At 48.9% G+C, this 18,024-nt stretch carries 14 protein-coding genes, 1 tRNA gene and 1 pseudogene; 13 read left to right on the top strand and 3 right to left on the bottom strand.

Annotated elements, in window-relative coordinates:
* Positions 1 to 154 precede the first annotated feature (154 nt).
* The 10 genes and pseudogenes from GA004_RS18225 to GA004_RS11220 form a co-directional block, all read left to right on the top strand.
* Positions 155 to 211: pseudogene (locus GA004_RS18225) on the top strand (SEL1-like repeat protein); the annotation flags it as partial.
* Between the two features lie 9 nt (positions 212 to 220).
* Positions 221 to 556 (top strand): tetratricopeptide repeat protein, encoded by a 336-nt coding sequence (locus GA004_RS11260; protein ID WP_425492933.1) that lies wholly within the window; start codon positions 221 to 223, stop codon positions 554 to 556.
* A 102-nt stretch (positions 557 to 658) separates the two neighbouring features.
* Positions 659 to 757 (top strand) — tRNA-Ser (locus tag GA004_RS11255).
* An 89-nt stretch (positions 758 to 846) separates the two neighbouring features.
* Complete coding sequence (locus GA004_RS11250; protein ID WP_283393962.1) at positions 847 to 1,782, top strand: 3-keto-disaccharide hydrolase; 936 nt, start codon at positions 847 to 849, stop codon at positions 1,780 to 1,782.
* 45 nt (positions 1,783 to 1,827) lie between these two features.
* Positions 1,828 to 2,748 (top strand): 3-keto-disaccharide hydrolase, encoded by a 921-nt coding sequence (locus tag GA004_RS11245; RefSeq protein WP_283393961.1) that lies wholly within the window; start codon positions 1,828 to 1,830, stop codon positions 2,746 to 2,748.
* 113 nt (positions 2,749 to 2,861) lie between these two features.
* Positions 2,862 to 5,648: a PSD1 and planctomycete cytochrome C domain-containing protein gene (locus GA004_RS11240; RefSeq protein ID WP_283393960.1), complete on the top strand. Its 2,787-nt coding sequence runs from the start codon at positions 2,862 to 2,864 to the stop codon at positions 5,646 to 5,648.
* On the top strand, positions 5,645 to 7,099 hold the full coding sequence (locus GA004_RS11235; RefSeq protein ID WP_283393959.1) for a DUF1501 domain-containing protein: 1,455 nt from the start codon (positions 5,645 to 5,647) through the stop codon (positions 7,097 to 7,099). Before GA004_RS11240 ends, GA004_RS11235 begins: the two co-directional genes overlap by 4 nt.
* A gap of 83 nt (positions 7,100 to 7,182) precedes the next feature.
* On the top strand, positions 7,183 to 7,464 hold the full coding sequence (locus GA004_RS11230; protein ID WP_283393958.1) for a helix-turn-helix domain-containing protein: 282 nt from the start codon (positions 7,183 to 7,185) through the stop codon (positions 7,462 to 7,464).
* Positions 7,465 to 7,523: 59 nt separating this feature from the next.
* Complete coding sequence (locus tag GA004_RS11225; RefSeq protein ID WP_283393957.1) at positions 7,524 to 8,936, top strand: sulfatase; 1,413 nt, start codon at positions 7,524 to 7,526, stop codon at positions 8,934 to 8,936.
* Between the two features lie 844 nt (positions 8,937 to 9,780).
* The gene (locus GA004_RS11220; RefSeq protein ID WP_283393956.1) at positions 9,781 to 10,500 is read left to right on the top strand and encodes a hypothetical protein; all 720 of its coding nucleotides are present in this window, start codon (positions 9,781 to 9,783) and stop codon (positions 10,498 to 10,500) included.
* Positions 10,501 to 10,748: 248 nt separating this feature from the next.
* On the opposite strand, the gene GA004_RS11215 is transcribed toward GA004_RS11220, so the two are convergent.
* The 3 genes from GA004_RS11215 to GA004_RS11205 all read right to left on the bottom strand — a co-directional run bounded on the left by GA004_RS11215 (position 10,749) and on the right by GA004_RS11205 (position 13,861).
* Positions 10,749 to 12,143: an FG-GAP repeat domain-containing protein gene (locus GA004_RS11215; RefSeq protein WP_283393955.1), complete on the bottom strand. Its 1,395-nt coding sequence runs from the start codon at positions 12,141 to 12,143 to the stop codon at positions 10,749 to 10,751.
* Positions 12,144 to 12,264: 121 nt separating this feature from the next.
* Entirely contained in the window at positions 12,265 to 13,278 is a 1,014-nt protein-coding gene (locus tag GA004_RS11210; protein WP_283393954.1) for a mandelate racemase/muconate lactonizing enzyme family protein, read from the bottom strand.
* A 322-nt stretch (positions 13,279 to 13,600) separates the two neighbouring features.
* Entirely contained in the window at positions 13,601 to 13,861 is a 261-nt protein-coding gene (locus GA004_RS11205) for a hypothetical protein (RefSeq protein WP_283393953.1), read from the bottom strand.
* Positions 13,862 to 14,399: 538 nt separating this feature from the next.
* Here GA004_RS11205 and GA004_RS11200 point away from each other — a divergent pair.
* The 3 genes from GA004_RS11200 (at position 14,400) to GA004_RS11190 (ending at position 17,904) form a co-directional block, all read left to right on the top strand.
* Complete coding sequence (locus GA004_RS11200) at positions 14,400 to 14,792, top strand: VPDSG-CTERM sorting domain-containing protein (protein ID WP_283393952.1); 393 nt, start codon at positions 14,400 to 14,402, stop codon at positions 14,790 to 14,792.
* Positions 14,793 to 15,026: 234 nt separating this feature from the next.
* Positions 15,027 to 15,434, top strand: a complete 408-nt coding sequence (locus tag GA004_RS11195) for a tetratricopeptide repeat protein (RefSeq protein ID WP_283393951.1) — start codon at positions 15,027 to 15,029, stop codon at positions 15,432 to 15,434.
* A gap of 844 nt (positions 15,435 to 16,278) precedes the next feature.
* Complete coding sequence (locus tag GA004_RS11190; protein WP_283393950.1) at positions 16,279 to 17,904, top strand: acyltransferase family protein; 1,626 nt, start codon at positions 16,279 to 16,281, stop codon at positions 17,902 to 17,904.
* Positions 17,905 to 18,024: the final 120 nt, after the last annotated feature.

Here is an 18,024-nt window from a genome sequence, read left to right as displayed (position 1 = left end):
CCGTAGTCAAGAAAGAGAGGGATACCTGAGCTCAAGACGAGGAGTTAGCTGTCTAGAAACGCTTAGGTACTGGAACAATCTCAGTCATCTCTGCGGGAGAGCGTAAAGTTTCGCCGGTGCCCGCAAATTTCGAAAAGATTTGCAATAAAATGGCGAAGGCGTTCCTCAAGATTACAAGCAAGCGGTTAATTGGTTCACGAAAGCCGCCGAGCAAGGAAAAATTTCGCTACAAAGACAACTTGGCCGTATGTACTACAACGGCGACAGCGTTCCTCAGGATTACAAGAAAGCTTTTGCGTGGTGCACTAAAGCCGCCGAACAAGGCGATAGTGAATCTCAGTACAAACTTGGCCGGATGTATGACAGGGGCGTAGGCGTTCTACAGGACCAAATTAAGCCCCACGTGTGGTACAGTTTTGCTGGGGCTAATGGAAATGAAACTGGCATCACTTATCGAGATAGGCTGGCCAAAAAAATGACCTCCGATCAAATCGCCGAAGCACAGAAAATGGCCCGCGAGATGGTCGAGGCCAACCCAAAGCTGATGGGTGAGTAGGGGGTGGTTGTGTAACCGTCATCTCAAAAATTGGGCAAAAACTAGGGTTTATCTACGTTTTTGGCGGTTCGTTTATCGTTCCTTATGTTTTTGTAACCATTTGGAGCAGAGCGAATTAGAACCAAATAAAACGTAAAGGAATATCAACTACGTTCACTCGTAATGAATAGGTCGTCGGTTCGATTCCGATGGGCGGCTCCGTTTAAATCCATGAGGTAGTCGGTGGGATTATCATAAACGCGATCTTGCATGCGATAGAGTTCTGAGTTCACTTAACCTAAATCGTTATCATGTTTTCTTCTTGCCCTAAATGCGTCTATTTTAGATCGCTCGGTTTGGCTGCGTTTCTACTGGGGTTCGGCATTCAGACTGTCGCCTTTTCCGACAATGCGCCTCCACCCGGTTTCCGCAGCCTATTCGACGGAGAGACTTTGGAGGGTTGGGCGCCAAGGGCGCGATTGCCGGTTCCCAAATATCCGGGGGCGCCGTTTAAGGTCGATCCGAATGGCGAGTGGATGCAGAACGCTCGCAAGAACGTTGGAAAGTGGTCGATTGTCGACGGCGCAATCGTAGGCGAGCAGGATCCTCCGGCCAGCGGCGTCGGGGCATACTTGGTGTCGGAAGAGGCTTTTGGGGATTTCGAATTGATGGTGGACATGAAACCGGATTGGAAAACCGATACCGGTTTCCTCATACGGACATTGCCTGGAGGCAGTCCTGGATTGCAGATCTTGTGCGATTTTCGTCCCCAAGGCGGAATCGGCGGGTTCTATGGCAACGGATTTGCGGGAATTCATGGTATGTCGTTCGCCATCGATGCGGCTGTCGATAAGGACAGCAAGCCAGTTCGCGTCATTTCCGCTGACCCGGAAAAAGGGCGTGGGGAGCTCAGGGAACAGACGCGTTCGATTCTAACGTACGCGGTGGATGTAGAGGAATTCCTGAAGGTATGGAAAGTGGGGGAGTTTAATACCTTCAAAGTGCGTTGCGAAGGCCGTATCCCAACCGTAACTACATGGGTCAATGGCCTGAAAATTGCCGCACTCGATATGGCTGATCTCAAATGGGAAAATTACGACGCTGAAGCAATCGCGGAAATGACGGGGGGCAAGGGCCATATCTCGCTGGAGGTGCACAACAATGGGCGCAACGACCCGCAAGGCCAAGAACGCTGGTGGCCGGGTGCTCAGGTACGGTGGAAGAATATTTATATTAAGGAGCTATAAGTTGACTGGGGCGGACCCAGTGCATACTTATCTCTCAAGAAACAGATGATGAACGCGAAGCACCTCAACCCTAGATTGCTAACAGTCCTGTTTTTGGCCTTTGGTGCGTTTTTCTCTGGATGTTCGGAAAAGCCCGAAGCGGTTTCCCTGTTCGACGGAAAATCCCTTGAGGGTTGGCATGCCATTCCGCGCCTATACGTTCCCAGTAACGAGGAATTCGATAAGATTCCGTCCGGTAAGTTAAAGGATGCAGTCGTCCAGTTTCACCGCGAGCATCCTGAAGCCTATATGCGTTCTAAAGTCGACAACCTCGGCGTGTGGAAAGTCGAGGATGGAGCAATATCGGGTGGACAGGTCCCGGGGACGGTGCTGGGCGCTTATCTGATGTCCGATAAGAAGTATAGAGACTTCGACCTGACATTCGAAGCCCACCCGGATTTTCCCACCGATACCGGAATTATGATTCGAGCCCATGAAGTGGGAACCATTGGATTCCAGATTTTGCTCGATTACCGCCCTAACGGAGCTATGGGAGGCGTCTACGGAAATGGGCTTTGGAATTTCCGGGCTTTTCCCTTCGTGATCAACGGGGACGAACAAGTGAACTTCAAGGTGACCAATCTTCGGGAAGGATATCTGGACCGGCCGCAATTCAAACCGGAATACGCGGCCCCGATAGAAGACTTTCTTGAGGCATGGAAACGGGATGACTGGAATACCATACGCGTACGTTGCGTAGGCGAAATACCGGTTATTGAAACCTGGATTAATGGAGTTCGCATAACCAAGTTCGATACCGCTAAACTGGGAGACTATATCGTTGGATTCGATCCTGAGTTTTTAACCGAACGACTCGGAAGCGAGGGCCATATAGCTCTGGAAGTCCACGACAGTCCCAACAGCCGGGAGCGCTGGGCTCCAGGGGCCGTGTGTCGCTGGCGGAACATTCGTATAACCGAATTGTAGATGGAATTGGAATTTGAAGGCAGGGAGGACTGGCTCAGTCCTACGAAGAGTTTGTGAAATGGAGGACCGAGCCGGTGTCCTCCCTAATTTTCTTGGGTAGTGGATATAGTACAATGAATTTGGGAAAGATGCATAGACTTCTTAGATACTCTATTGCTTCCTTACTGTTGGCCACCTTCGTCACTTTCGGAGAATCCGAATCGCCCAGCTTCAGCCGCGATATCCGGCCCATTCTTTCCGGAAAATGCTTTAAGTGCCATGGACCTGATCCGGAAACTAGGGAGGCTGACTTCAGATTAGATCGCCGCGAGTCTGCAATCGATGCCGATGTGATTGTTCCCGGCGATCCCGTTGAAAGTTGGATACTCGAGGTCGTCTCTACTGATGACCCGGACCTGCGCATGCCTCCAAAAGGGGATCCACTAAGTTCGGAAGAAATTGAAAAGCTTAGAGCCTGGATTGCCGACGGGGCCGCGTACGAAGCCCATTGGGCTTATAAAAGCCCTAGCGTGGCTAAACGGCCCAAGGTTCGGAATCGCAAATGGCCTGCTAGTCAGTTTGATCATTACATTTTGAATCGCATGGAAGGGCAGGGTCTTGAACCTGCAGCCAAAGCTGAACCGGCTGTACTATTACGCCGCCTCTACCTCGATTTGATCGGTTTGCCGCCAATGGCAGATGACGTGATCGCGTTCGAGGCGAATCCCTCAGCGAAAAACTACAAAGCGCACGTGGAGAAATTGCTCCAATCACCACGGTTCGGAGAGAAATGGGCGTCAGGGTGGCTAGATCTAGCTCGATACGCCGATTCAAATGGGTACCAGCATGACGACTTGCGAACCATGTGGCCCTATCGCGACTGGGTGGTCGACGCCTTCAACGATGACATGCCTTTCGACCAATTCACCATAGAGCAACTGGCGGGTGATCTACTACCAGAGCCGTCCAAGAGCCAGCTGGTGGCTACCGGATTCAATCGCAATGTCCCTACGAATTTTTCAGGAGGAACTAAGGTGCCCGAGGTTCGTGCCAATGTACTCCATGACCGGGTGGCCACCACCGGGGCTGTCTGGCTAGGGCTTACCTTGGAGTGTGCTCAATGCCACGATCACAAATTCGATGAGATCACCCAAGAGGAGTACTACCAGCTATACGCTTTCTACGACAAGGCTATCCCAGAATTCGACCAACAAGGAGACGGTATGTTTCGCAAACACTTCACGGGTCGCGATGTATTGGTTTACGCAAACGAAGAGGACCGGGAAAAGGGACAGGCGCTTGAAATAGACCTCGCTTTGGAAGAGGAGCGGATCGCTGCTTTGCTTCAACGAGGCAAAGACGACTCAAGTTTGGTAGTCAGTGAAGAAGTAGTCTTGTTGGACTTCGAAGACCCCTATCCCTTTGAAAGGCACGTGGCAACTAGGCCCGCGATCACTTCCGTGGTCGAATTCGTACCAGAAGGTGGAGGAGCGTTTGCCGGCAAAATTGTGGCGGAACCGGTGACGGAGACCAAGGGCTTCTTCGGTACAGGCTTTTCATTTCCAGCCAAAGATCTGTCTGGCAACAGTGAAATTACCTTCTGGATAAATACCGACATCGCTAGTCAGTTCAACCTGCAGGTTCATTCAGGCAGAAGGCAGGCAAGCGTTTTCGGGTTTTCTACGATGGACGCCGAATCTGAAGCTTGGACCAAGATCGTAGCTCCATTGGCCGATTTCAAGAAGCCCGCGTGGTCCACCACAGCGGTGGATTGGACGCGTATCGATAAAATCCAGATCACTGCCCAAGGGAGTGGTCCCTATGAGGGACACTACATTCTGCTGGACCAGGTGTTGGGGGTAGCCTCCTCTGAAAAAGCCTTGATTGAAAAACGTGTAGCGGATCTTCGGGTACAGTTGGCCGAACTGCAAACAGCTACCATGGTTATGCAGGATTCTGAGATGCCCTCCCAGACTCACATAATGTTAAGGGGGGATTACACCGCTCCGGGTGCTCCGGTCGAAGCCGGTGTCCTGGAGAGCTTGCATCCTCTAGATCCTGAATTGCCGGTCAATCGCTTAGGTTTGGCCCAATGGCTAGTTGATGAGGAAAACCCACTCACGCCGCGAGTCGTGGTCAATCGAATCTGGGAGGAGATTTTTGGTCGTGGTATCGTCAATACACCAGAAGATTTCGGAATGCAAGGCGAGCTGCCCACTCATCCACAATTGCTCGACTGGCTGGCGATACAGTTCGTGGAGGATGATTGGTCTGTAAAACAGTTGATAAGAACGATCGTCATCTCATCAACTTATCAGCAGTCTTCAGCGGTTGCGGCTGAAAAGATTCAATCGGATCCGCAAAACGTTTGGCTGTCGAGAGGACCGCGCTTCCGGCTCTCGGCCGAATTGATTCGGGATAATTTGCTGTCCATTTCGAGGCTGTTGTCTGACAAAATGGGCGGTCCATCCGTCTATCCGCCTCAGCCTGAACGATTGTGGAAAGAGATCTCTACTGCTGACGTTACTAATTACCCGACTTCCGAAGGCGAAGATCGCTATCGAAGAGGGCTATACACTTTTTTGCGGCGAGGTAATCCCAATCCCATGTTTCTGAATTTCGATGGTTCGGAGCGCTCCGTTTGCACCGTCAACCGAGACCGCTCCAATACACCTGTCCAGGCTCTCAACTTGCTCAATGATCCGTCTTATGTTGAGGCAGCTTACGCCCTCGCAACTTGGCTCGAATCCATGTCGGGAGATGACGAGAGCAAAGTGGTCGCTGCCTTTCGAACTGCGGTGTCGCGTAAACCTTCCGAAGCCGAAACGGCAGCCTTGCTGGAGCTTTTTCACAAGCACAACTCCTGGTTCTCTGTGGCCCAAGTTATTCTGAATTTAGATGAAACGCTTACCAAGTCATGACCGATATTTCTAAACACCTTCGACGCATCAAACGGAGAGAATTTCTGCGCCAAGGTACGTTGGGAATTGGATCTCTCGCTTTGTCGCACCTACTCAACCGCGAGCTACGAGCATCCAGCATCCAGCATCAAGAACCCAGTCACCAGCATCCGGGGTCCAGAACCCACCACACGCCCAAGGCGAAGAATGTTATTTTTCTGCACATGGTGGGTGGTCCTTCTCAGATGGATACATTCGATCCCAAGCCTGAGCTGGATAAGTGGGATGGAAGAAGCCTTCCTTCTGAGCTGACCAAAGGGCAGAAATTCGCCTTCATCAGTCCCGAAGCGCGGGCGATCAAGTCTCCCTACTCATTCGCTCCTCGCGGCAAGTCTGGCATCGTCATGTCGGAACTGTTTCCTCACCTAGCCAACGTCGCGGACGAACTTAGTGTGATCCGAAGCATGAAGACGAACGAGATCAATCACGGTTCGGGCGAACTCTTTCTCCACACTGGGCATGGTCGATTCGGACGCCCAACATTCGGGGCTTGGACTTCATATGGGCTGGGAACTGAAAACTCGAATCTTCCCTCCTATGTAGTACTTAAAGATAAGCCGCCTAATTCTGGGCCGGCAGGATGGGGAAGCGGATTCCTGCCATCTAAGCACCAAGGGGTTTTATTCCGTACGGGCGCTAAACCGCTATTCTATCTCGATAATCCCGAAGGGGTCACTTCTTCTGAACGGGGAGATGTTATCGATGCCATTGGCGTTTTAAACAACCACGCTTTCGATCGTTATCAGGATCCGGAAATTCAGACGCGTATTGCCCAGTACGAGTTAGCCTATCGGATGCAAACCTCCGTGCCCGAATTAGCAGGTTTGGACAGCGAGCCTGATAGCATTTTGGATATGTACGGCCTTGACGAGAATGGTCAGGGTGGCGATTTCGCCAAGAACTGCCTGCTTGCCCGGCGACTAGTCGAGCGAGGCGTGCGATTTGTCCAAGTCTTTAACAAAGGTTGGGATCACCATGCTAATATCTATGGCGCTTTGCCTTGGCAGGCTAAAGCGGTCGATCAATCTTGTGCGGGTCTAATCACCGATTTGAAGCAACGTGGGCTCCTCGATGAGACGCTTATCATTTGGGGAGGGGAATTTGGCAGAACGCCAATGGTGCAGGAGCACAATGCCGGGACGGGAGAAATGACCCCGCCTGGGCGCGACCATCACAAGGAATGCTTCAGTATCTGGATGGCCGGTGGCGGCGTGAAAAAAGGCTTTACCTATGGAAGTACGGACGAGTTCGGATTTGGCGTTACCGAAAATGAAGTGCACGTTCATGATTTCCACGCAACTTGTCTCCATCTTTTGGGGATTGATCACGAAAGGTTAACCTATCGCCATCAAGGTCGTGATTTCCGTCTGACCGATGTGCATGGTCACGTCGTGCACGACATCATAGCATAAAAGGTCGGTAGAGTCGGGAAGCGCCCTTATGACATTACCTCAAACATCTTTCAATTTGTCATCTTTCCGGTCTGTCTCCTAAAATGTCGGAGAACACTACCTTCGAATTGATCGCCAAGAGAGCGGGTGTCGGAAAGCCGACCGTTTCGCTCGCGTTGAGGAATAGCCCCGAATTGTTGGAGAAAACGCGACTGAGGATTCAGGACGTCGCCCGCGAGCTGGGATATAAACCGAATCCATTAGAGCTCGCGGATCCGGATATTCAGAATCCAAAACTCCTGAACGTGATCCTGAATGGCGATCCAGCCCTTTTTAGGGAGCAGCTTGTCTTTCGGGCGGGCGTTCTGGAGGTTCACTTGCTCTAGAGATCTTTTTATGTTCAAAATTCAAATCGATGTTTCCTCTTCAGTCATTATCGCTGCTAATGAGTCCAAACCAGTCCCGAGCTATCCGACTGTTTCTTCTCCTAGTTGCCTTGTTGTCTCTTTCGCTGCCCGGCGTTCGCGCCAAAGAGACGGAACCCAATTTTCTTATTATCGCCATTGACGATTTGAACGACTACGTGGGTTGTCTGGATGGCCACCCCAACGCGTCGACTCCCAATCTGGACCGCTTGGCGAATATGGGAACGCTCTTTACCAACGCTCACTGCGTGTCTCCCGTTTGCAATTCTTCGAGGACAGCGATTTGGACCGGTCTCAGACCTACGACTACAGGGATCCACTCAAATCCCGTTGGCTGGTTTCGGGAAAAGCCCGGCGTGGGAAAGGTGGTTACGCTGTCGCAGGCAATGCTGGCCAATGGATATGCAAGCTATGGATACGGTAAGTTGTATCATCAAGTCAGAAGTTCAGAAGGTGAGTGGCTGCGCTCTCAGGCCTACTTTTACGGTCCCTTGCAAGACCCCAAGGTGAACTTCAATGCAGGTTGGACGTTAACCGATTGGGGCGTTCCTCCAAATGGGGTCCGCGCGAGTCACGATGCTGAAATTGCTCAGCGGACCATCGGTGCTTTGCAAGATTCCCATGATAGGCCGGTATTTATCGGTTGCGGTTTCTACCGCCCGCACACGCCCATGTATGCGGAGCAGGAATGGTTCGACCTTCATGCCCTAGACGGCGTGCGTCTCCCGAGGGGTGCAGTGGAGGGCGATACGGAAGACCTAGTCTATTTCGGCAAGCGAGAACGGCGTCCCCAAGATGTGGAGGCGCCGGGACTTTGGACCCATGACTGGGTAGAGGCGAATGGCAATTGGCAGGAAATCGTCCAAGCCTACCTAGCGAGTACCTCGGCCATGGATCACGAGTTGGGTCGGGTGCTTGACGCCCTGCTGGAGAGCACACTGTGCGACAATACCTATGTAATCTGCTTTTCGGACCACGGCTATCACTTGGGCGAGAAACGCCATTGGGGTAAAGCGACCCTTTGGGAGATGGCGACGCGCGTCCCGTTTATAATCATGGGTCCTGGTATTCCAAAGGGCGTCGTATGCAACAAACCTGTCGAGCTGCTTAGCATCTATCCAACGGTCATGGACTATGCGGGATCGACGCCTCCTCATGATTTGGATGGGCGTTCGCTGCGTCCCTTGTTGGAGGACGCAAATGCTGATTGGGACCATCCTGCTTGGACTACCTTCGTAGATCATCATGCCCTGAAAACCGAGCGTTGGCGCTATATACGTTATGCATCAGGCGAAGAAGAGCTCTACGATACGAAGAACGATCCGCATGAACTGACTAACCTAGCCCTCGGGCTAGCGGATAAGCCCGCGATTGTTGAAACGCTGAATACGATGCGAAATCAGCTCGATGGCTTTCTCGAATCGAAACCCTAGGGTTTTTATTTATCGTCGATTTGGCGAAGGAAGGTTCGTTTTGGAAGAAAAACGAAATGGGCCTGAGGGGATTCCGAATCGTATGGACAAGCTAGTTAGCGTTGAGGGGAATCTAGGCCTAAATTTATAGTTCTGGGCGTCCCTCTGAAGTCCATTTGCGATCCGATTTATAGAAGGGCCCAATGTATTCCCAATTGCGGAGGTTCTTGGATTTGAAGGAGCTCGTGAAAACATAGACATCCTGGTCGAAGAAATGACCTCGGAAGAAATCGTCGAAGCACAGGAAATGGCACGCGAAATGGTGGAGTCCAACCCCAAACTGATGGGTGAGTAGGGGATGGTTTCCGTATCCTTCATCTCAAAAATTGGGCAACACTAGGTTTTATCTACGTTTTTGGCGGTTCGTTTATAGTTCCTTAGGTTTTTGTAAACATATGGAACAGAGCGAATTAGGACCAAATAAAACGTAAAGGAATATCAACTACGTTCACTCGTAATGAATAGGTCGTCGGTTCGATTCCGATGGGCGGCTCCATTTAAACCTATAAGCATCAGGGGTTTGCAAAAAAGGTAAGAAATGGGGATTTGACTTCCGTAACCGTCTTTAAACCAAATACCTCTTCGCCAAGGCCGGGTCGCATGGGCCGCAGAAAACCCCCTTAGACTGACCGATTGATAGAATAGGTTTTGGAATGCTAGTAAGAACGCTGATCTACGATTCGGAAAATTCTGAGGCGTACAGCGATTTCAAGATTGTAGTCTACACTATTCATACCCTAGAAAGCAGGATAATGTCTTTCGATGATATTGTAATCCAAAGATTTGAGTCCTTACTCGCCAATCTATGAAGTCCCCGTTTAGAGCCATACGCCAAAAGCTATTCACCGAAGGCAAGCTGTTGCGCTATCTTGGATACGCTACAGGGGAGGTGGTTCTTATCATTGTGGGAATTCTGTTCGCTTTGAAGATAAGTGATTGGAATGAGGATAGGAAGACGCGTGCAGAATTTGACACGTATTTAGTGCAGTTGCGGGAGGATGTTCGGGATTCGATTGCCAGCGTACAGGAATCCAAGGAAGTGATGGAGAGATTTCTTGAAATGGGAATGTTAGCTATCCCGATTCTCAAAATTTCCGATCCTAAGCCAGAAGATTTGATGATCTTTGAAGATGGAATTAGCGTTCTTGGGAACTACAACGAGTCGCAAGTGGATAGCGGTCTGCTTGGCGATTTGCTGAATGGAAATTTTGAAATAATTTCGCGTGATCAACGTCTAGCGCGGAAGGCCCGAGATATTGAAAATATTGTAGAAACCCGTCTTAAAAACGCGGAGCATATTTACAATCAGATCGACCTCGCGTCAGACCGGCTCCATCAATTTTGGGGGAAGGGGAGCACGATATTGGACATAGCACCTGCATACGATCTGAATTTTTTGAGGTCATCGACTGAATTCCAAAATGCTGTCATGCAAATCATAGCACGGAAAGGAAGGCTCATACTAATTAACGAGCGCATCGGAGAGGATCTGGAATCCTTCCTCGCCGTCCTAGAGGACTACTGATCGTACTCTTTTAGATTTTATACGGTCTCATTGAGATTGGCGTTCTGTGTCGCATCACAAACCCAATGTGGGGCACCTCTAAACCAAATGCCCCCTCGCCAAGACCGGGTCGATCAGCCAGAGAAAAAATACCGATTGATTTTAGTTTTGTAAAAAGCCTAGTGAGTGGGCCTTAAAACGTTTGCCTTTGGCTTTCAGTCATCCTTGACCTGCAAGTGTTTTTTCCGAAATACGGCTAGTTTAATTCTTTATTTAGGAAGTGGCATTTCGGGACTGTCTCTCTCTCTGGCCCTTTCGAATGCCGGCTTTCGAGTTGCCGTTCTTAACTGTTCAAGCCAAAAAACCCCATCATATGGATAACTGTTACCACGTGTTGCAATAAAATCAGTGTCTCCATCATCATCTAGGTCCCGAGCAATAAATTTGTCGTACATTCCTCTCTTCCTCCTCGAGATATCATGTCGAATCCACTGTTTTTCTAGGACACCCGGATTCTCGAACCAGCCTATCCGGCCAAGCTTATCCTCTACAGTCACATCGCCATCGCCCATTCTAGGACCTTTGCTATAGCTACCCGCAATGATATCAATGAAACCATCCCCGTTGATGTCGTCGATTTCAAAACCCGTCATGGTATCAGGGAGAAATGACCCTATGGTTCTTGAAATCCAAGTATGATCTATGTCGGCGGGTTGCTCGAACCAAGCTAATCTTTGGGCAGCTGCACCAATTATATCAAGACGCCCATCCCCATTCAGATCTAGGAACTTCATGTTAAATCCGCCAGTCGACTGCCCATACACTCCAATAGCGTGTTCGATGAAGGTAAGATTTTTGGGATCAACATTTTCGAATAGTATTATGCGTTTTTCACCAGTGCTACCCACAATGATATCCAAATCCCCATCACCATCTATGTCTACAGGTTCGGAGTTCCTTGGACTACTGAAAAAACCAAGCTCAATTTCACTCCAGTTTGAACCTACCAAAGGGTCTTCATTAAATTTGTATATAGAAACCGCAGTTGAGCGTCGATAGTCCTCTACAGCGGGCATATGTGCACCCTTATTCGGTGCGATCGCTTCCGGCAGCCCATCGCCATCTAGGTCCGCCAAGAAAACCCTGATGTAGGAACCTCGACCTTGCGTCATTGGGAGAATTAACCTTTCCCATGGTAGGGTTCTAATATTCTCACCGGGATTCTGAAAGTAAATCAAGTGTGATACTTCAGCAGCGACCATTATGTCTGGAAAACCATCTCCATTAACATCCGCGATGGCAGCATCTTCAGCAGCCGACGCTTCTTTGCCTTCCGCGAGAGTGATATTTACCCATTTATTGGGATTTTCTGAACCGAAAGCTATTCTGACATGGCCCATAGCATCCGGTGCTTCTCCGGGAACCGAAGAATCATAGGTCGAATCTGACTCATGAACGGAAACAATGTCGTCTATTCCGTCTAGATCTAGGTCACCCATAACCAAACCGTCGCTCCCACTAAATGGAACTCCAGATGTGACTGGATCGTCAATTAAGTGTTCTTTCCAGCTTATATAAGAACCATCGACTGAGCGGGCGGTACTCAAACTATCTCCGACAGTTGATTGCCCAAAAAGTAGTCCGGGAATAGCTGAAAAAATCAATAGGCTCAGTATAATAGGCGAATTCAGTACGTTATACTTTTTATCAAAAAAAGCTCTGCTCTTTAATGCTGATTCACAATAGCTATTTTTCTGAAAAATTTTCATCTCTTTTATAATCAGGTTATATCCTCTGTGTAAGCCGAAAATCTAGCACCATTTCTTCGCTGAGAGAATGCCCAAACCCCGGCTTTTGAGGGGCAAAAACATAACCTTTCTCAACTTTGCATGACATGGCATCTAAAATAGCTGATCCTTCCGGAAAACTCTCTGCCATAGTACAGCTCGGTGAGGTTAAAGCAATAGGGAATCCCCAACAGCTCGCACCTCGGTGGGGTATTAATTCAAGGCCTGCGTTCTCGACTAATGTCGATATTCTGCGTCCAGCTGTTGTCCCGCCGCACCACGTGATGTCAGGTTGCAGAATATCTGCTGAGCCCAAGCCAACCAAAACCTTGAACCCATGCTCGGTATATTCGTGTTCACCGCAGGCGATTCGTGTCCAGCCATTGCCTTTGATACCGATCCGGTCGGCCAACTCAGCATATCCGAAGACATCGTCTGGAGAGAGAAGCTCTTCCATGAAATAGGGATTTGCGTCCCGCAGTCGCTCACAAAAAGGAATAGCCCACTCAACCGTTCCATCCCGAGAAACGCAGTCCGTCATCAGTCTCACATCCGGGCCAAGTTGGTCTCGAGCTTCCAAAACGGACATAACGAACTGGTCTAAAACGTTTTTGGGGGTTCTAGGCCCGCCGTAGGTTGTCCTTTTGAAATTCTTCACCCCACTACGCTGTGCTTCTAAAAAATCGCCGTTGGTTTGATAAATTTCGATACGATCTCGCTCCGAGCCACCCAAAAGTTCATGCACTGGCTTATCTAAGTATTTGCCGGCGATATCCCACAGAGCATTGTCAACTGAACTGAGTGCCATTGCAAAAATGCCGCGACGCCCGTAAAAAACACTAGAAGTATACATCTGATCCCAAAGTCGCTCAACGTTCAATGGATTTGTATCGAGTAGAAAGTGCTTAAGATGACCATCAATAATTTCGACGGCCGCACTTCCCCCGGCCCCCATTCCAAAACCAGTTATACCTTCATTTGTTTTTACGATGGTTATTATCGCAGAGGGCAATTGCTGAAAAGGACCACCAAATCTCCAACGAGCTGGGTCCTCCTCGCCGGAAAAAGATGGGGAATCGTATAGTCCCTCTGAACGTTTATTAATATAGATAGGATACGCTTCCACTGAGCGGACCTTGAGATTGGCTCTCTGCGCAAGGGCTGGTAGTGGGCTGGCTAAGGTTGACCCAGCTAGAGTCAAGTAAGAGCCTGCTTTTCTCAGGAATTGCCGCCGACTTTGAAAATTCTTTTTGGTTTTATTCATGTATTTAACTGCATTTTTGCCCATCTAAAGCTCTCGAAATGAATCTCTAATTGCAAGTAGTTCTTCAGTCTCAACTACATAGATTATGTTGTAATTTCGACTTCACAACTTGCCGCAAAGAGCAGGCACCGTCCAGAAACGCTTCCCGTTCACGCAGGTCGTATCCCGGGCGTTCAAAATTCCAACCCCATTTAGGATCGTTCGTATCTACGTACCATTGAGTAGTGAGCTTTGCATAGACTTTCTCCAAACCATCCCACTCGCCATCGTCTTGCTCCTCGTCATGGGAGAAGTCCAAGGCTTCAATGGGCTTGAGTATTGGCTCGTCCAACTTCGGCTCCGTTGAGCTTTTTGAGCAGCCGACTAACAATGAAAATGAAAGAACAAGGAGAGCTTTGAATGCGAAAACCACAAATCAATGAATGGCAGTTTTGGAGATTATGCAAGAAACCCTGACAGTACGATCAGGTTCTAGCACGGCGAAATGTATAGCACTATATTCGGCGCCTAGTAGGCTTTTTTTCATGTTCCGTCGCTTAACTTTAGTTGGATTTTTGACCATTCTGGTATCATCAAGCAATGCAGCAAGTATAACGGAGAGTCCGACCGCCACTGGTTGGACCAATTGGGTCTACAACAGCGGCCTTATTGAGGACGTTGGGACTTTAAGGCTAGGGGAGTAACGGGAACCATCTAACAAACGGCCCAAGGGCCCCCGTCATAGGCTTCAAATTTGATTCTCCGACGAATCTGACTAGGAAGCGATCTCATCCTATACATCAGTTACCGAAGATTTTGAAAGTGGGTTTTCAACTTCGGGTGTTGCTAGCACTTCAAGTCAAGGGATCACGTGGACTGCTTCTGGTAACGTGAAAGTCAACACTCTTTGGGCATCGGGAAGATCCCCGCTCGCAGCCTACGATGACTTCGGGGACCCTGATCAGCTGTTCGGTACGAATAGCATTGGTACACTTTATGGAGTTGGTGGCTGGTTTAGGACCCAAAATAGTACTGCCCCCTCAATATCAGTCCTATTTGATGGATCTAGTGTAGGTTCTTTTGGTTTAAATGATACCCATTCGTTTTTCGGAGCAATTGAAACATCAGGTTTCTCTAGTTTCTCGCTAATCACATCTAGTGGCCACTGGGGGGTGGATGATATTACATTTGCTAGAGGTGTCCCAGACACCGGCAGCACGTTAGCTCTCTTCGGACTGGGCTTCCTCGGTCTCGCCGGCATGCGTCGCCGATTCGCTAAGTAGCTTACAATTTTTTGTAATTGATTTATGGAGTGACTCTTCGAGTGGCTCCTTTTTTTGCTCCTATCCTTTTTATAATCAAAAACGCCGACTCGGTTGAGTAGGCACTTTGTTTGAAATGCTTTTGTTTGTCCGTTGCGAACTTACTGGCCGCGGTTGAGCTCTTTGAAACCGATGTCGTGTCTCAAGTATTTGGATGCGAAATCGATTTTGCTGCAGAGGGCGTAGGCTTTTGTCGTGTGCTCGGTTTCGTCCTCGGGTTGGGCTGAAACGTTTGAAGAGATTAAAGAGTGGGCCGAGCAAGGCCATGACTTCGCTCAGCATAGGCTTGGCATGATGTACGCCAAAGGCGAAGGCGTCCCTCAAGATTCAAAAGAAGCGGTAAGGTGGTACACAAAAGCCGCGGAGCAAGGTATTGCCAGCGCACAAAACAACCTTGGCTTTTCCTACGCTAAAGGCCAAGGCGTCCTTCAGGACTACGTCAGATCTCACATGTGGTACAATATTGCCGCAGCCAATGGGTACGAAGATGGTCCTAAAAACAGAGACATAGTTGCCGAAGAAATGACTTCCGATCAAATCGCCGAAGCACAGAAAATGGCCCGCGAGATGGTCGAGGCCAACCCCAAGCTGATGGGGGAGTAGGGGATGGTTTCCGTAACCGTCATCTCAAAAATTGGGTAAAAGCTAGCCTTTAATCACGTTTTTCATGCACACGCATCTGGTAGCGAGGTACGACCTAGGAATACAATTCTTGTGAGGAGGGGATTCGAAAAAGCAAATTCTCAAATTGAAAGGATCGATGTTGATTACGAAACGGCGAAGCTACTCCAGACCGACTTAGGGAGAAAATAGTGCCTGAGGCTCCTTCTGGCACTAACGATTTTGAAAGCCGTAAATCACCTCGCGAGATTACTGCAAAAGCCTCCAAATCGGTTGGGAAGAAGGTATCGTATTTTCCTCCTTGCTATTCGGTGTAGACTTCCTCAACCCAGATGCTGAGCGATGTCGAAGAGCTTTAGAGAGGAGGACCCCCCGAAGCATTCAGACTATCAGATAGTGGTTTTCTACTTGTTGGGTTTCTCGATTTTCAGCTTACTGTTGTCGTCATTAGTAACTGCCGTCGTCGAAGGCATTTGTGCCTATTTGCTTTGGACTGGGAATAAATATGCGAGAACAATCATTCTTTTGCGGGCGTATGCCACGCTAATTTTTGCTTGGTTTGCTTACTTTTTGGCCCCCGAAATTGTTGGTAGTCGCGAGATAGTTGGTGCTATACTTTTGTTTTGTGCACCGATTCTTTTACTGCTGCATGGTGAGTATAATAACTTGAGGAAGAGGCGTATCGCGGTACTACTTTCGATTATAGGCTTTTTTTGTTTTAATAAACGGATCTGGAATAGAAGGGGTCAGTAAATCTGCCCCGTAGGAGGAAATATTTAAAGCACTCGGTTATCTTCTGTCCCGGTTACTAGGTTTGGTCAAAATAATGAATATAGGTCTGAGCAGCCAGGAACCTCCCGGCCAACCCGTTATTCGACGTCACGATTTAGACGCATTGCGAGGTTTTGCCATGCTGCTTGGTATCGGCCTGCACGCAGCAATACCCTATTTACCCTTAAGTTTTGACAACCAACCTAACCAATCAGGCGTTTTTTTTGCACTTTTCATAGCAGCGATCCACGGCTTTCGTATGCCTCTTTTCATTCTGCTAAGTGGCTATTTTACAGCGATGCTTTTGCATAAAAGGGGATTGAAAGCGCTTCTGATCCACCGCTGCAAACGCTTGCTTCTACCTTGCCTACTCGCCGTCTTTACGATCACGCCGCTTGTAATCGCAATATCGATTGCGAACGACAAGGCCCGCACTGTCAAACCGTCCATTTGGAACGCAGCATCGAAAGGTAATATCAACCAACTAGAACACCTTCTGAGCAATGGGGTTAGTATTGATGCACAGAGACCTAAGACAGGGATTACGCCATTGATCCTTGCTGTTTCCAGAGGCCAAAGTGACGCTGTTCGTTATCTGCTGAAAAATGGTGCTCAGGTAGATGGGCAGGCCAACGACGAAAGCAGCCCATTGCATTTTGCTGCTCTATACGGACGAAGCGAGATTGCCCGTCTGCTGATTGAAAATGGTGCCGAGCCGCACATCCGACGGGATGATGGCATTACCCCTCTAGACCTCACTCAATACAATTGGAAGGCGACGCAAAGACTAGCCAATTGGGCCAAAGTCAATATAAAGAAAAGTGAGGTACTAGATGGCCGCATACGAATCGCCGCTATGCTGGGCGAAGCTCCTAATGTAACCAAAACTTTCATAGAACGTTATCGCGGCCTAACAGGAACCGTACTATTCAATCTTCCTCTGTTCAGCCATATGTGGTTCATTTGGTACCTTTGTTGGCTTATTGTATTGTTCGCCGTATTTATTCTAGCAGTACGCCTACTTAGGATCAAGCAACTGCATAATTGGAAGCGACTTTCGCAGAAATACCGCCTCTGCTTGATCCCTTTGACGCTTATCCCCCAAGTACTGATGGTGACCCCGGGTTCATTTGGTCCTGATACTTCAAGCAGTCTGCTTCCCATGCCTCACATCCTATTGTACTACGGTATATTCTTCGCGTTTGGGGCACTAAACTATCAGGATTCCTCCGATAAGTTGGTGAGGGAATGTTGGAAAGTGTGCCTGCCTACCGCCTTGTTCCTCATGTTTCCGCTAGGTATTGTCTTAGGATTTAAAAATGTGGAAACGGGTTTGGAACCAAAGTTCATTGCCTGCCTCGGTCTCCTTATTTCGACGTCCTATACTTGGTTAACGATATTCGGATGCATTGGTCTGTTCAAAAAGCTGCTCGACAGGCCTATTCCCTGGGTTCGCTACCTTTCGGATTCGTCCTACTGGCTATACCTTTCGCATTTACCGCTTGTTATGTGCATGCAGTTTATCATCGCTGATTGGCCCGTTTCTCCTTTTTTAAAGTTCGGATCGATCTGTATCGTCTCCACTGGACTTCTTTTATTAAGCTACGAGCACTTAGTGCGTTACCGTTGGCTGGGTAAATTTCTCAACGGCTCGAGGAAAAAGAGAGTTCCTATCCTTTGAAATAATTAGAGCTCTTGATCTCTAAACACTTCTCGGGTCTTATTGTGGTGCGTGCTTTGTCATAATCTTACACACCGTTCGCCCTTGCCAGTTTGCACGAGATTAAACTAGGGTCGGGTC

The organism is Candidatus Pelagisphaera phototrophica (genome assembly GCF_014529625.1).
Lineage (GTDB): Bacteria > Verrucomicrobiota > Verrucomicrobiia > Opitutales > Opitutaceae > Pelagisphaera > Pelagisphaera phototrophica.
Note: the sequence above shows the minus strand (reverse complement) of the source record. Positions and strands in the feature narration are given on the sequence as shown.